General features: G+C 43.2%; 12 protein-coding genes. 8 read left to right on the top strand and 4 right to left on the bottom strand.

The genetic code is table 11. The annotated features are described in order from the left end of the window. The first annotated feature begins 139 nt into the window (after positions 1-139). The 3 genes from DSL64_RS07930 (at position 140) to DSL64_RS07920 (ending at position 5,663) form a co-directional block, all read left to right on the top strand. Entirely contained in the window at positions 140-1,594 is a 1,455-nt protein-coding gene (locus DSL64_RS07930; protein ID WP_115830140.1) for a PhoX family protein, read from the top strand. A 71-nt stretch (positions 1,595-1,665) separates the two neighbouring features. Then, positions 1,666-3,444 (top strand): cytochrome-c peroxidase, encoded by a 1,779-nt coding sequence (locus DSL64_RS07925; RefSeq protein WP_115830139.1) that lies wholly within the window; start codon positions 1,666-1,668, stop codon positions 3,442-3,444. 71 nt (positions 3,445-3,515) lie between these two features. Beyond that, positions 3,516-5,663 (top strand): pyrroloquinoline quinone-dependent dehydrogenase, encoded by a 2,148-nt coding sequence (locus tag DSL64_RS07920; RefSeq protein ID WP_115830138.1) that lies wholly within the window; start codon positions 3,516-3,518, stop codon positions 5,661-5,663. Between the two features lie 18 nt (positions 5,664-5,681). On the opposite strand, the gene DSL64_RS07915 is transcribed toward DSL64_RS07920, so the two are convergent. Next, positions 5,682-6,371, bottom strand: a complete 690-nt coding sequence (locus DSL64_RS07915) for a porin family protein (RefSeq protein WP_115830137.1) — start codon at positions 6,369-6,371, stop codon at positions 5,682-5,684. A 258-nt stretch (positions 6,372-6,629) separates the two neighbouring features. Here DSL64_RS07915 and DSL64_RS07910 point away from each other — a divergent pair, with 258 nt between their 5' ends. Together DSL64_RS07910 and DSL64_RS07905 are read left to right on the top strand one after the other, a co-directional pair. Then, positions 6,630-8,117, top strand: a complete 1,488-nt coding sequence (locus tag DSL64_RS07910; RefSeq protein WP_115830136.1) for a S41 family peptidase — start codon at positions 6,630-6,632, stop codon at positions 8,115-8,117. Beyond that, positions 8,089-8,823: a S41 family peptidase gene (locus DSL64_RS07905; protein WP_158547894.1), complete on the top strand. Its 735-nt coding sequence runs from the start codon at positions 8,089-8,091 to the stop codon at positions 8,821-8,823. Before DSL64_RS07910 ends, DSL64_RS07905 begins: the two co-directional genes overlap by 29 nt. A gap of 111 nt (positions 8,824-8,934) precedes the next feature. Here DSL64_RS07905 and DSL64_RS07900 read toward each other — a convergent pair whose 3' ends face one another. Then, on the bottom strand, positions 8,935-9,402 hold the full coding sequence (locus tag DSL64_RS07900; RefSeq protein WP_229216993.1) for a response regulator: 468 nt from the start codon (positions 9,400-9,402) through the stop codon (positions 8,935-8,937). Positions 9,403-9,765: 363 nt separating this feature from the next. Here DSL64_RS07900 and DSL64_RS07895 point away from each other — a divergent pair, with 363 nt between their 5' ends. From DSL64_RS07895 to DSL64_RS07885, 3 genes are all read left to right on the top strand, one after another. After that, a complete protein-coding gene (locus DSL64_RS07895; protein ID WP_115830133.1) occupies positions 9,766-10,665 on the top strand; it encodes an NmrA family NAD(P)-binding protein in 900 nt (299 codons plus the stop codon). Between the two features lie 132 nt (positions 10,666-10,797). After that, entirely contained in the window at positions 10,798-11,184 is a 387-nt protein-coding gene (locus tag DSL64_RS07890) for a hypothetical protein (protein ID WP_115830132.1), read from the top strand. 44 nt (positions 11,185-11,228) lie between these two features. Further along, a complete protein-coding gene (locus DSL64_RS07885; RefSeq protein WP_115830131.1) occupies positions 11,229-12,089 on the top strand; it encodes an HAEPLYID family protein in 861 nt (286 codons plus the stop codon). A 113-nt stretch (positions 12,090-12,202) separates the two neighbouring features. Here DSL64_RS07885 and DSL64_RS07880 read toward each other — a convergent pair whose 3' ends face one another. Together DSL64_RS07880 and DSL64_RS07875 are read right to left on the bottom strand one after the other, a co-directional pair. Next, entirely contained in the window at positions 12,203-12,529 is a 327-nt protein-coding gene (locus DSL64_RS07880) for a hypothetical protein (RefSeq protein WP_115830130.1), read from the bottom strand. Between the two features lie 486 nt (positions 12,530-13,015). Then, positions 13,016-14,278 (bottom strand): tetratricopeptide repeat protein, encoded by a 1,263-nt coding sequence (locus tag DSL64_RS07875; RefSeq protein ID WP_115830129.1) that lies wholly within the window; start codon positions 14,276-14,278, stop codon positions 13,016-13,018. Between the last annotated feature and the right edge of the window lie 104 nt (positions 14,279-14,382).

Raw genomic sequence — 14,382 nt, 5'->3', positions numbered from 1 at the left:
GTTGAACCCGAAGACACTCAGGAACGTGCCATCCGGTTACATATCTCTCATTTTCACCGAATTAACAATAGCTTAACAATGGCTTAATCACAGCGAGGCGGCAGGTGTATAGTTTTGCAGAAACTACTCACCATTGAAAATGTATTTATTAAATTCTACACGTAACGCAGCTGCTGCGCTTATCCTGGGGGCTATGACCTTTTCAGGATGTAATCTTCAGGATCATCAGACACCTGTCGATGCAAACAAACTTGTTGATCGCTCTGTGAACCCTTCGCTTGTGAAAGCGATGCCAGGTTTCGAAGATCTGAAAATCACTACGCTGATCAGTTCTGATGATCAATTGCAAGACTCGCCGGGTTTTGTATATGGTGCACAACCTGACGGAGGTGCTTTCATGAAAAACCCTAATGGCGAAGGTTACATCATGCTCAACAACCACGAGATCCTTTTCTCGGTATCCCGTGTGTTTCTTGACAAGGAGCTAAAGCCTGTGAAAGGAGAATATATCGTTGATGCTGAAGGCGGACAGTGGCGCTTGTGTTCTGCAACACTTGCAACACCTCAAGAGCACGGCTTCGGACCTGTATTCCTTACTGCTGGTGAAACCAACTCAGAGTCGATGACACACGCGATTGATCCATTCGCGCCAGCCGACAAAAAGAACAAAACGAGAGCTGTTGCTGCTTTCGGAAAATGGAATGCAGAAAACGCAGTGCCGCTGCCCAAAACAGCATTTCCTGGTAAAACAGTGATTATCATCGGAGAAGATGATACCAATGGTCAGTTGGTAGCCTATGTTTCTGAAACGGTAGGTGATCTCAACAACGGAAAACTATATGCGTTGCGCCGTACCAATCAGAACAGCGTAGAAACTGATATGACGCAGGGTCAGTCTTATGACGTAGAATTCGTTCCTTTTGACGATGTAAAAACAAGCACTGGAACACAGCTTCAGGCGCAAACTGTCGACAAAAAAATGATTCAGTTTGCCCGTGTTGAAGATATCGATTACGTAAAGGATGGTGTGGGTCGTGAGATTTACTTTACCGCAACTGGTGTGAGCCAGTCGGACAAAATAACTCCTGTGGCTGGAAAAAACATGTGGGGACGTGTATATCACCTGACTTTCGATGCTGCTAATCCATTGAAGGGTAAGCTGAACATCATCATGGACGGAGCCGACAGACCAGGTAACTTCATTGTAAACCCTGATAACATTTGTGTAACAAAGAATTACGTGTACGTGCAGGAAGATGGTGATTCATTCTACCGCGACAATGACCACGATGGTACGATCTGGCAATACAACATCGCTACGAAAGAGTCTAAGGCGATGATCCAGATGAACCACAGACGCAACGAAATGGCATTCAATTCGAAATACAACTCTGTTGGCAATAACTCCCTGAGCACATGGGAGTATGGAGCAATGATCGACATTTCGGATATCGTTGGTATTCCTGAAACCTTCATGATCAACATCCACCCACATACATGGCAGGATGATAAGTACAAAGGCGCTGACGGAAGCGGTCTTTCTACAAACAAGGAAGGTGGCCAGACTGTCATCGTAAGAGGAATCAAACAATAGTTTTTTGTTCAAAATAAGTATAAGGAAGGCCTCATCTGACGGGGCCTTCCTTATCTGGTTTTCAGACCAATATGAGATATTTTTTCAAACTGACTATCGTATGCTCAGCCCTATGGTTTTTAAGTGCATGTTCGAAACAGAGTCCGTCGCAGCAAGTAAGAGAATATTTTATCGGCGATTTGAATATCGTTATCAATAAAAATGACGACTTCTTGGGCAAAGCCAGAGGCGGATCTCCGAAACGGGAACTTCAGCACGAATTTCTGAAGCTACGCTTACGCTACAAACAAATAGAAGCATTCGCAGAATACTTCACTCCGAGCACGGTAAAACTTGTAAACGGTGCTCCGCTCGACGAAGTCGAAGATGAAGAAAATGCAGTATTCGAACCGGGAGGATTACAGGTTATTGAAGAATTGATCTTTACCGACGACGCAATTGACAAAGACGAACTGATCCGTCACATCCGCAAATTGCAGGTCAATCTCAAACGGATTAAAATGCTTTGGGAGGATATTCAGCTTACCGATGCCCAGGCGTTGGACGCGCTACGTTTAGAAATGTTCAGGCTAACAACCTTGGGAATCTCGGGTTTTGACACGCCCGGGTCCGGTAATGCTGTGGAAGAAAGCAAAACCGTACTGACTGCATTCAGAGAATACATTGACATCTATGACAAAGTACTTCATGATACAGATGCACTCAATGAGAAGGTAGAAGCTGCACTTATTTTTCTCGAAGCCCAAAAAGACTTCAACTCACTGGACAGAGCAGCTTTTATTACAGAGCACCTCAACCCGATTTGCCAGTTACTTCACAATGAGCAGAAAAAGGCCGGAATCGCTTTTATCCAGGATGGAAAATTGTTGCGAGGTGATGCTGCTACATTATTTGAACCTGGCGCTTTCGACGCAGAAGCACTTGTAACCAATCCTGACTTCAAATCCACAGCAGACCGTGTTGCACTGGGAGAGAAGCTGTTTTACGACGGCAAACTTTCCGGGAATGGCAACACCAACTGCGGATCCTGCCACTCCCCCGCCCTCGCTTATTCAGACGGGCTTAAAACCAGTAAAGGTTTTGTAAACGGCAATATTCTCCGCAACGCTCCAACAATTATGTATGCGGCCTTACAACAGGCTACTTTTTACGATCTGCGTTCACCATCTCTCGAAGACCAGGCGTCCGACGTGATCCATAATACAGATGAAATGCATGGCTCCCTGCAGGCGATTACGAAGATGATCGCCAGTGACGATGCTTACGTTTCTCTGTTCAAAAAAGCATATTCTGACTCTATTCAGCCTATTCATGTACAGAATGCGCTGGCTAGTTTTGTGCGCTCCTTAAGTCCTTTTAACTCTTCGTTTGATCAGTACATGCGTGGAGACAAAAAGGCTTTGACCGATGGACAGGTAAAAGGATTTAATCTTTTTATGGGCAAAGCAAAATGTGGCACCTGCCATTTTATTCCGCTGTTCAACGGAACTGTCCCTCCAGACTATCAGCGTTCCGAATCTGAGGTGCTGGGCGTAACAAGTAACACCGATTTTAAACATCCGGTGATGGATTCGGATCTGGGGCGTGGGAGACATAATAAGTTTCCGCAATGGCAAAACGCTTTCAAAACAAGCTCTTTAAGAAATATCGGCAAAACAGCTCCTTATATGCACAATGGAGCCTATGCAACACTGGAGCAAGTGATGGACTTTTATAACGAAGGTGGCGGAGCAGGTATGGGATTGTCTGTACCTAATCAGACACTGGCAGCCGACAAACTGGAGCTTACGCCTCAGGAAATACAGCACGTAATCAGCTTTATGGAAAGCCTCACTGATAAATCCCTGTAAACCTGGCAACAATCCGGCAAGGATTTTTTAGGTTTGATGAAATATTGACCAGCCAACCACTTCAATATTTCATGCAAAAATCCGCTACTTCGATCTGTAAACTAACACTTCTGATTCTCACATTGACCATGGCCGGTTGTGGTTCTGACAAGAATCAAGACCGGTCATGGTCAGTTTATAAGGCAGATGAAAACAGCTCCAGCTACTCATCGCTCGACCAGATTAATACCTCAAATGTAAAGACTCTGCAAACTGCGTGGAGCTATGATTTCGGGGATGTTGCTGCCGGCGGAAGAGCCGGAGTAAGTCAAAGCAACCCGATTATTGTAGACGGTGTGATGTACACAACTTCTGCAAGAGTAATCGTATACGCACTTGATGCTGAAACCGGTAAGAAAATATGGTCCTATGACCCATTTGATGGCCAAGAGGGCAGCGGCCCTGTACGGGCAGTTACCTACTGGCAGAAAAACGACGACAAAAGAATCATCTTTTCGGCTGGCAATTATCTGTTTGCGCTCAACGCCACCACAGGTGAGTTGGTCCCATCCTTTGGTGACAATGGAAGGATAAATCTGAACGTAGGACTCCGGGATGATCCTGAAAAAATTTCGGTGGCCATGACAAGTCCAGGCATCGTTTACAAAGATTTGATCATTACCGGTTTGCGCCTGCCTGATGTATACGATGCTCCTCCCGGATACATACGGGCGTATGATTGTAAAACGGGCAAATTGGTATGGACTTTCCACACCATTCCTCACCCCGGCGAGCCAGGGTACGAAACCTGGCCGAAAGATGCCTACAAATATGCAGGAAGTGCGAACAACTGGGCAGGCATGAGTGTCGACAGCAAAAGAGGCATTGTGTATATCCCTTTGGGAGCGCCTTCCTACGACTTTTACGGGGCGGACAGAACCGGAGCCAACTTGTATGGAAACAGCCTTCTTGCACTTGACGCGGCTACAGGTAAATATGTGTGGCACTACCAGATAGTCCACCACGATCTGTGGGATTATGATCTTCCCGCCCCACCCAATCTTGTAACAATCAAAAAAGACGGAAAACCTGTTGACGCTGTAGTTCAACTTACCAAACATGGTTTTGTATTTGTCTTTGATCGCCAAACGGGCAAGTCATTATTCCCGATTGAAGAACGAAAGGTACCCGTATCCAATATGCCCGGCGAGCACGCCTGGCCCACCCAGCCGTTTCCCCTGAAACCCGCCCCCTACTCCCGACAACACATCACAGAAGCAGACCTGACCAATTTTCCGGGAGCGGATCATGAGGCTACCCTGAAAAGATTCAGATCATTGCGGTATGAAGGAATGTTCACACCACCTGATCAGAAAGGCACTCTGGTATTGCCCGGAACTCTGGGCGGCGTGGAATGGGGCGGAGCGGCGTACGACCCGGAAACATCGATGCTATACTTCAAATCCAATGATTCTCCCGAAATCCAAACCATTGCCAAGGTGGGTAACAATCAGGCAACGACAGGCCTGGATGTAGCTACACATGGCCGGGTGATCTACCAAACGCATTGCGCGTCTTGCCACGGAGCTGATAGGGAAAGTGACAAGCCGGCGTATCCTTCACTGACCGACGTTGCCCGGCGCATGAAACCTGAACAGATTTTAAGCAAAATTCAAAAAGGGGCTGGCGTAATGCCGGCATTTGGCAGCTCGCTTACTTCAGAACAACAGGAGGCAGTACTCACATACCTGAGTGATTTAAAGCAAAGTCCTCTCAAAGTGGCAAAGTCTGAAGCAGACAAAGAAGATACCAGCAAAGAGCGGCTGATGAACATTACTGCCTACCAACCATTTTTGGACGACCAGGGTAATCCTGCGCTGCGCCCACCCTGGGGAACACTGCATGCATTGAATCTGGCGACAGGAGAATATGAATGGCAAATCCCCTATGGAAACAAGCCTAAATACAAGCTGCCCGGAATGCCCGATACAGGTCAGGATAGCAAACCAGGGCCTATTGTGACGGCAGGCGGGCTGATATTTATCGCCGGCACGGCCGACAACCTGTTTCGAGCGTTCGACAAAAAAGCCGGGAAGATGCTCTGGCAAAAAAAGTTACCTGCCATAGCCAATGCAATTCCAAGTACCTATCAGATCAAAGGCAAACAGTATGTAGCACTTTCAGTAGCTGGTACGGAAGAAAATCCATCCGGATCTATAATGGTTTTCGCGCTGCCCTGATTGTACAGATTGGAAATATCAGAATTTGATTGGAAACAAAATTCCGGCATGCGCCGATAGTCCGCGATTGTTGGAATGAAATCCGCTAGATATTATTTTACGTAACCCCATATGGTAGCGCGCTTCTGCAAACAACTTTAAGTTTTTCAACGGATAAGCGAGTCCTGCACCACCTGTCAGTCCGTAATCAAAGCTTCTCCAGCCACCTTGCCTGTCAAATTTAGTGTCAGTTACTGCATCAATGATGGTTACGCCATCGTGATAAATTTGATTCGAAGCCTTGAATCTCATTTTTCCGACAAGCAATTTCACGTCCGGCCCAGCAGATAGTATCAAATCAAGCGCTCCCAACTTGCTTTTGTACTGGAACAATATCGGCATCTCAATATAATTGACGAAGATTTTGCCTGAATCTACTTGCCTGACATCTACATTATTCGAAACATATTCCATCTCGTCATCATATCTGGCTCCCCTACCGGAAAAACCAGGTTCCAATTGAATACTAAAAGCTGAGTTTAACGGCTTATTCAGGATAACAGCCACACTTGGTCTTACGTTCACCTTGTAGTCAATGACATTAGCAGATCCGAATTTGGCAAAATTCATACCTCCCCGAACACCAATATGGTACTGAGCGTATAATGGAGCACAAAAAATTAAAAAGGTAAATATAGATAGTAAACAAGTGTAGTGATATTTTTTCATGAACGTCAGATGAGGTGAAACATGTTAAAGTTTAAAGAAAAATCGGCTACATCTAGATGCAGACAGGCCAATATACATAAATAATTTACATCGGTTACATAAAATATCATTTATAGACTGAAAAAGAAATACTTAGAAATACAATATTCATTATTTCCGGAATTCACATAATCATAATTAATGTTAAATGAATTGACACTACCTGTCTCGGGCATAAATACCTTCCTACATTGCAGTTTAATGAAATAAACTTATGCAATGAAAACATATATAGCAGCGGCCCTCCTACTATTGACTAACTTATTTTCATTCGGTCAGCGAAATAAAGAATCCCCACAAAAGTTAAATTTAGATTTTGAAAAAAATGATCAAAATTTACCGATCGGGTGGAAAATATTTGGGGATGATAATTATCAGATCAACAAAGATTCTATAACCAAATACAATGGAACATATTCGGCTTCAATTGAGCTCGGTACGGGAAAGCCAGGATATAAAACATTGTCTTATTCACTGCCGGAAAACTATCCGGGAAACACCGTTACGCTCAAAGGATTCGTAAAAACCCAAAATATCGAAAACGGATATGCCGCTCTTTGGATACGCATTGATCCTGCATTGGGATATCACGAGGTAAAAGTGGAGGGCACTACCGACTGGTCGGAATATGAGGTAAGTCTGACAATGAATCCAGAAAAAACCAAACAAATCGTGGTAGGAGGAGCTTTATTCGGAAGTGGAAAGCTATGGCTGGATAACTTTCAGATATATATTGATGGAAAACCTATCGACAGCATCTCTCCCATAGAAAGAAAGGAGTACGCAGCCGAAAAAGACAGAGAGTTTGACAACGGATCAGGATTGGATCTGACTGATCTGAGCGACAAGCAAGCCGAAAAGTTATATAACCTTGGTTTGGTCTGGGGATTACTTAAATACTATCATCCGCATATCGCCAGTGGCAAATACAATTGGGATTATGAGCTTTTCCGGATAGCATCAAGGCTTCTTAAAGAGAACGTAAACGTTGACAACCTGCTGACGGACTGGATAAACAGCCTCGGAGATTTCCCGGAGGATCCTCCGAAAGTCATTGATTCAAAATTAACGAAGCTACAGCCTGACCTGGATTGGATCTCCAACTCCGGCTTTTCACAGGAGCTCCGAAAGTCTTTACTTAAAGTGAAAGATGCAAAGCGTGACAATCACCACTACTACATTGGATTAAACACCCATTTGCTTAACCCGGAATTCAAAAATGAATCCCCCTACTTGTCTATGCCATATCCTGACGCCGGATTCCGATTACTTTCACTTTTCAGATATTGGAACATCATTCAATATTATTTCCCCTACAAAAATCTTATCGGTCAAGATTGGAAAATTGTGATGAAAGAATTTCTTCCCAAATTTATTAATGCTAAAAATAAAACAGAATACACGCTGTATGCCTTGGAATTAATAGGTAAAATAAGTGACTCACATGCAAATATTTTGGGAGAAAATAAGGCATTATCTATGTACCTTGGAGAAAATAGTATTCCTTATGAAGTGAAATTCATCGAAGACCAACTGGCTGTAACAGCAAGTAAATATCAGGAAAGTACGAAGGCTAATGCATTAATCAAAGGCGATATTATCACGAAAATAAATGGGAAATATATCGAGGAAATCCAAATATTTCCCTGCGTCCAACCAGGCAGCCAGATTGAGAGATATGGCTCAAAACATACTGAGAACCAATGACCCAAATATCAATATCAGCTATAAAAGAGAAAATAATACTTACAGCAAAACCTTAAATACAAGCAATCGAAATGAACTACAATCCCATCTAAAAACAGTCAAATCAGATACTTCCTTTGCTTTAATAGAAAAGGATATTGCTTACATCGACAACAGTCTCCTTAAAAGAGCTGATCTACCAGCATTATGGCAAAAAATCAAAGAAACAAAGGGACTGATTATTGACCTGAGAAACTACCCAGGCGATTTTCCCGGCTACGAATTCTGTAATTATCTCCTGCCAAAACCAACTGATTTTGTGCAGCGATCTTACGGTAGTATTGAAAACCCGGGCACGTTTACTCTGGAAGACCCGTTGATCACCGGCCGGGAGAATCCGGATTACTATAAAGGAAAAGTAGTTATACTTATCAATGAAGTTTCTCAGAGTGCATCAGAATTTCATGCCATGCGCTACCGGGTTCATCCCAATGCAATGGTAGTCGGCTCACCGACAGCCGGAGCTGATGGGGATTTTTCGCAATTCTATTTACCAGGTGGAATTAGTACTGGAATAAGTGGAGTGGGTGTATATTATCCCGATGGCCGTGAAACACAGCGGGTAGGTATTCTTCCGGATGTATATGTGAAACCGACCATCAAGGCGCTGAACGAAGGTCGCGACGAACTATTGGAAAAGGCAATTGAAGTAATCGGAATGAAATAATACCCAAGAAGCCGGTTTCCCAAAGCGCAACCTGCTTCTAAATGCAGATTATGTTTTCTAAAATAGCATTAGCGCAAGCTTTAAAGCGGAGTAAGCTAATGCTATTTTAAACTATACTTTCTGATTAAGATCAGCCACCTGCAGATGCACATAAAAGTCATGCACCGAGCGCGACTGCCAGTTTACAGATAGTACTTTCAGTAGAAGATCCTCCAAATCACGAGTGGATTTTGGTTTGGAAAGATAGCCGGTAGCTCCAAGCTTTCTGGCCTGTTCTACCGTAACACGGTCTCCTGTGGTAGAAAAAAGGAATACCGGCAGTCTGGCGGAAAATTTCTCCCGAATCTCCTTAAGCGCATCCAGACCATTCTTCACTGGCATATTGATATCAATGAAAATAATATCAGGAAGTGCCGGCGATATCCCCTCTAAACCATTCATTAATTCTACTCCATTTCCAAAAACTGTGAGTTGATGATTTAACTCCAGTTTACCAAGCGCATTGTTGAACAGATAGACATCGTCGTGATCGTCCTCTGCCAGGAAGATGGATTGCCCTCCTTTAGATGCTAGATTCATATTACATTTCCAAGTTAAAATATACTTCATTCACTATTGGGCTACATAACCAAAACCCATGCCAACCATGGGGATAAAGCGCCCCGTTGGACAAAAATTTCACCACAGCAGCAGCATTCAGCCCAATGGAAACGTTTGCATTCTCAAAATATCAATAAAAAGCGATCTTAATCCCTGAGTCTAAAATCCACATGGGTTAAATTGTTTTTCTCCCGGATCAGTAACCTCTGTACAGCCAGGTAATCGTTCGCCTGTTCTAACAACTTCACATTCAATAGCTGTAATCAGGCAAGAAATTTTAAAAGGAAGGCATGCAGGGTAATAAAATACTTTTCAGTTCTGATATTTTTAAATTGGATTACAATGACACATTTGGTTTTAGGAGCAACAGGGCATGTAGGTTCAGCTGTAGTCGACACACTAATCGCCAACCAGCAATCGGTGGCCGTAATTATCAGGGATACTCAAAAAGCGGATCAGTTTCACCAAAAAGGCATAAAAGTCATTATTGCCGATGCCCACAATGTGGAAGAACTTCGTCAGGCATTTGCGCAGGGAGATCGTCTTTTTATTCTTAACCCGCCTGCGGACCCTTCGACTGATACCGTCAGGGAAGAAACTCAGACCGTAAATACTATTGTTGAAGCATTAGATTCATCCTCTATCAAGAAGGTTGTTGCTCTTTCAACCTACGGTGCTCAGCCGGGTGAGCAGCTGGGCGATCTGGGCGTGTTGTATCATATGGAACAATTACTTTCGAAGCTTGGCAAACCAGTTACTGTTCTGCGTGGCGCCTATTACATGAGTAATTGGGACAGTGCTTTGCAGACTGCAAAAACGGATGGGCTGCTTCATTCCTTCTATCCTGCAAACTTCAAATTACCTATGATTGCTCCCGGCGACCTTGGGCTGATCGCAGCACATCTACTTATGGAGCATGTAGAATCAACCCGTCTGTATCATGCACAGGGCCCCTCGCTATATTCTCCGGCCGATGTGGCACGTGCATTTGAGAAAGCGCTTGGCCGGTCTGTAGACTGTGTTGTAATCCCTGAAGTAAACTGGAAAAATGCTTTAATTTCTGCCGGGTTCTCAGCCCTGGCGGCAGAGTCGATGAGTGCAATGACAAAGGTAACGCTTGACAATCCAACCCAGCCCGACCCGGATGTACTTCGCGCCGGTACGACCCTGGATGAGTATATTGAAAGCATAGTCAGAAAAGAGCAAGGCGGCAATTTGCATTCACCTTCCCTACCTGGTTAGCCTTCATTAAATACCTACTTATTACAATGAGATAACAAATTGATTACAATCTGGTTAAAATATCCAAGGCCTTGATTCTGTAAGTTTCAAGCTGATAACTTTGCCTTGTCTAAAGAACCGATTAAGCATTTCATGACTTTTCTAAGGAGCCTGAGGGCGAGCCGGTATTTTTGTATTTTCTTTGCCTTTCACCTACTTAACCTTTCTGTAGATTCTCCGGATTTTCAACCCATCTCTGTTGCTGAAGACCTTAGCATCAATGATCAGGAGAGTCTAATCGAATTCATAACTGAGCATATTCTGGGTTTCGACCACCTTTTCCCTGAGACCGATGATGATGACAGCAATAGTCGAAGCAGTGGACTTACGCTGTATCATTTCCCTGTGAGTTGCCGGTTTAGATTTTCACCTACCCTATTGAAACTTGAATCTGTCAGGTTTCTCAGCAGAGCGATTTTTACTGATCCGCGCCCGATCATCGAAGGCAGTAGCCCTCCACCCGAAATGCTGTTAGTCTGACCTCGATCTTAACTAACAACACATTAACAGCGTTTCGAACAGTAATGAAATTTCATATTATTATGCTGCTTACCCTGATTGGTTCTACCATCCGGTATCAGCAGAGCTATGCTCAAAAAAACGAAGAAGACAGTTTGTACATCCGGGAAGTTGAAGAGCATCAGTACCCGGCAAAGGTCCTGCATGCTGAACCTCTTTATATTGATCTGATCAGGGATCTTGGAGCAAGAAAAGGAGAAAAAGAATGGAATGTAGGACTTGGTCTAAATGACCGCTATTCCAGAGATGAATACATCGCGCTTGTGGAGTACGAATGGGCTCCCATTAACAGACTGGGACTTGAAGTTGAATTGCCTTTTACTATTTACCCGTCAACTCCCAGGCTGGAAGGATCCAGAGGATCCCGACTAAACGGACTTAAAGTGGCAGGGCAATATTCCTTTCTGGTTTCCGAAAAGTGGAAAACGACCATGGCGATCGGCTATCTGCATGAACTTGAATTACCTGTTTTTGCTGACTACGGGAAGGGGAAATTTCTGAAGGGCAATATTTACAATCCCTTCTTTATTGCTGCCAAACGCTGGGGAGGAAACTTTCACAGCTTGCTGTATACCGGTCCTGTTATTCACCATGACTTCGCCTCTGGAAGCGTGCATACTGTATACCAGGCCAATACAAGCTTTCACTATATGATCCCGAAAACCAAAAATTTTATAGGTATCGAATTCAACAAAGAATTCAATCAAACAGAATTTAATATGACCATTCGCCCGCAGATGCGTGTGAGTGTGGCCGACAACCTGATCGTTGGAATCGTGACGGGGATTCCTGTAGATAGGACAGATGAAAGACTAAGTACATTTCTGAGATTAATCTATGAGCCGGGGCACCGGATTCGTCACTAGAAACGAAAAATCCTTTATCCGTTCATTGAGCAATGATCGGATAAAGGAAAGATATATTATTGACCGAACCCTACAGAAAGTATCCGCTTTAAGATCGAAACGGGACACGTAAATTAGAACTCAGCTGCAACTTTATTTCTCAGACTTAGTATTTGGTCTGTCAGATCATAACACTCCTGATCACTCATGTGAAGAATTGTATTCTTCACCTCATTGGTGATGATATGATTGTCTTCATCTACCGCCGGACCGGATCTTTTAACACGCTCACATATTGATTCCCAACGAGGAGCCAAATCCTCCGAAAACATGCTGGCCGGAATTACCCTGAAATAAGCATGTTGTGCTATCAGGTCAGATTTTACAGAATTAATGCTCAGCGAAAGATTTTCCGCAAATTTCGAGAGCTCATTATAAGCGAAAATATTGGAATGTCTCATAGAGGGAAAGGTAGATAGTGGATTGTTGATTCAAATAACCGCTTTTTTCGAAAGAAAAGCAACAGTAGTGGTATTAAAAAAAACTAAAATTTTTTATACCAATCGCTGATATATAGGCAGTTGCAAAAAAACATAGTAGAATTCACTATACTCATCGAAACAAATCTGCACATCAGGCATCAACCCCCAACGTTTTACTACATACGTAGTCGATAAACGTTAAGGAATAATTACTACAAAGTAAATTTACAAATTCGAGAAGCATCTCGAAATGATTTTATTGACAACAAACCATCACATCCGGCTCCAACTTTTTAGTAAAAAAAGATTTACTAATTTTTAAACAAAAATGATCTATCAATAATCTTCTGTCGTAGATGAGTCAACGTTGAGTAATGTCAGATAGGAGCCCCGGATTTTGCGGAGCTCTTATCTTTTTTTGTATAGTAATAGAATTACACCAACTGATCTTTACGTTAATTCAGATCAGTCAATTCTTAAGTTCTGTCTTACCTGTGAGAAATGATTGTTATTCTTTCCCAGCCGCTCAAACTCTGACAAATCCTGAGCCACTACATCCTTAAATTTCTGTTTGTTGGGAAATTTTTTACCTTTGAAGTCCTCAAAAATCTTATCAGCTTCTTTGAAGTCAGATGTTAACAAGTAATAGTAGGCCAGATTGGTGAGCAAATACATATCCTGCGGTTCTTTGCCCAATCCAATAGAAAGACTTTTTCTGGCCTGTTCAAGCTGTCCGGCACAAAGTTGGCTGAACGCGAGTTTATTGTATATATCAATTGATGTAACGCCCGAGTTCAAAAGCTCATTGTAAGATTTAACAGCACCCTTGTAGTCCTTAGTAATCATTTGTCCGGCAGCAAGCTGAGCGAGTTCCTTTAATTTGTTGTCTTTGTAATCCTGTGACAGCAGACCGTCCTTCTCAGAACACACCTTAATTGTATTACGAAGCAGTCCTGTCTTTTCAGAAGGTGACAACAATGAAAACTTTGAAGGGGTATAAATGCTTTTAATCTGATTTCTGCTGCAGTCACAAATCGCTTCGGCCTCACTGTCACGAATGCTGAATTCATTCAAACAATCGGTATAAATAGCTTCGACACTTTCGGCTGTCCATATGTCCTTATACTGTTTTGTAGAAACAATCGCGACTACATCCACAGATATGGCCACGCCCTCAGTGACACTTGGATTTTTGATACACAGGTACAGATCGTTTCTGACTACCGGAACCTGAAATACGCCATTCCGGCTGTTCTGCGCAGTTCCTTCCTCGTAGAAAGTGGGGACATCCACATCATACATGCCTACGAGATCCTTTTTTTCAAATTCCTTAAAACCCTTGTTATCGGTGAGATAGACATCCACAACACCACTGCCTGTCGGTTTAATGAGTTGGCTTACTACGTTAGTTGCCATACCTGCCTTGATCACGTTCAGAGCACCGTTTGCAATCAGTTTCGCGATCTGAATTTCGAGCCCTGAACCTTCCAGTATGGTACTGGCATCATTGGTTTTTACAGTGGAAAAAGAGTAGTACCACGACACCGTATTCGCTGGTAATTTCACAGGCAATACTATTCTGCTCTTACCACCCAGCCTGGCTTTGCTGTTTAAATAAACGGTCTGTCCTTTGATCAGACTTTTTTCCTTTAAAACATTAGTGGTTGACTGCGCATGCAAATTGCAAACCGATAACAGCAGACTGACAAAAAGAACAAATTTATACATGGGTTGATCCTTACGGGTCGGGATTGATATTTTTATAAAACACTGATTCAGTGTAGAAAGATTTGCGACTATCTTTAGTTCCAAAACAATCCGGGAATTAAGTT

The organism is Dyadobacter luteus (genome assembly GCF_003383615.1).
Classification (GTDB): Bacteria; Bacteroidota; Bacteroidia; order Cytophagales; family Spirosomataceae; genus Dyadobacter; species Dyadobacter luteus.
Note: the sequence above shows the minus strand (reverse complement) of the source record. Positions and strands in the feature narration are given on the sequence as shown.

Coding starts and splice junctions, on each gene's coding strand:
- DSL64_RS07930 (WP_115830140.1), top strand. CDS start 140: ATGTATTTATTAAATTCTACACGTAACGCAGCTGCTGCGCTTATCCTG.
- DSL64_RS07925 (WP_115830139.1), top strand. CDS start 1,666: ATGAGATATTTTTTCAAACTGACTATCGTATGCTCAGCCCTATGGTTT.
- DSL64_RS07920 (WP_115830138.1), top strand. CDS start 3,516: ATGCAAAAATCCGCTACTTCGATCTGTAAACTAACACTTCTGATTCTC.
- DSL64_RS07915 (WP_115830137.1), bottom strand. CDS start 6,371: ATGAAAAAATATCACTACACTTGTTTACTATCTATATTTACCTTTTTA.
- DSL64_RS07910 (WP_115830136.1), top strand. CDS start 6,630: ATGAAAACATATATAGCAGCGGCCCTCCTACTATTGACTAACTTATTT.
- DSL64_RS07905 (WP_158547894.1), top strand. CDS start 8,089: ATGGCTCAAAACATACTGAGAACCAATGACCCAAATATCAATATCAGC.
- DSL64_RS07900 (WP_229216993.1), bottom strand. CDS start 9,402: ATGAATCTAGCATCTAAAGGAGGGCAATCCATCTTCCTGGCAGAGGAC.
- DSL64_RS07895 (WP_115830133.1), top strand. CDS start 9,766: ATGACACATTTGGTTTTAGGAGCAACAGGGCATGTAGGTTCAGCTGTA.
- DSL64_RS07890 (WP_115830132.1), top strand. CDS start 10,798: ATGACTTTTCTAAGGAGCCTGAGGGCGAGCCGGTATTTTTGTATTTTC.
- DSL64_RS07885 (WP_115830131.1), top strand. CDS start 11,229: ATGAAATTTCATATTATTATGCTGCTTACCCTGATTGGTTCTACCATC.
- DSL64_RS07880 (WP_115830130.1), bottom strand. CDS start 12,529: ATGAGACATTCCAATATTTTCGCTTATAATGAGCTCTCGAAATTTGCG.
- DSL64_RS07875 (WP_115830129.1), bottom strand. CDS start 14,278: ATGTATAAATTTGTTCTTTTTGTCAGTCTGCTGTTATCGGTTTGCAAT.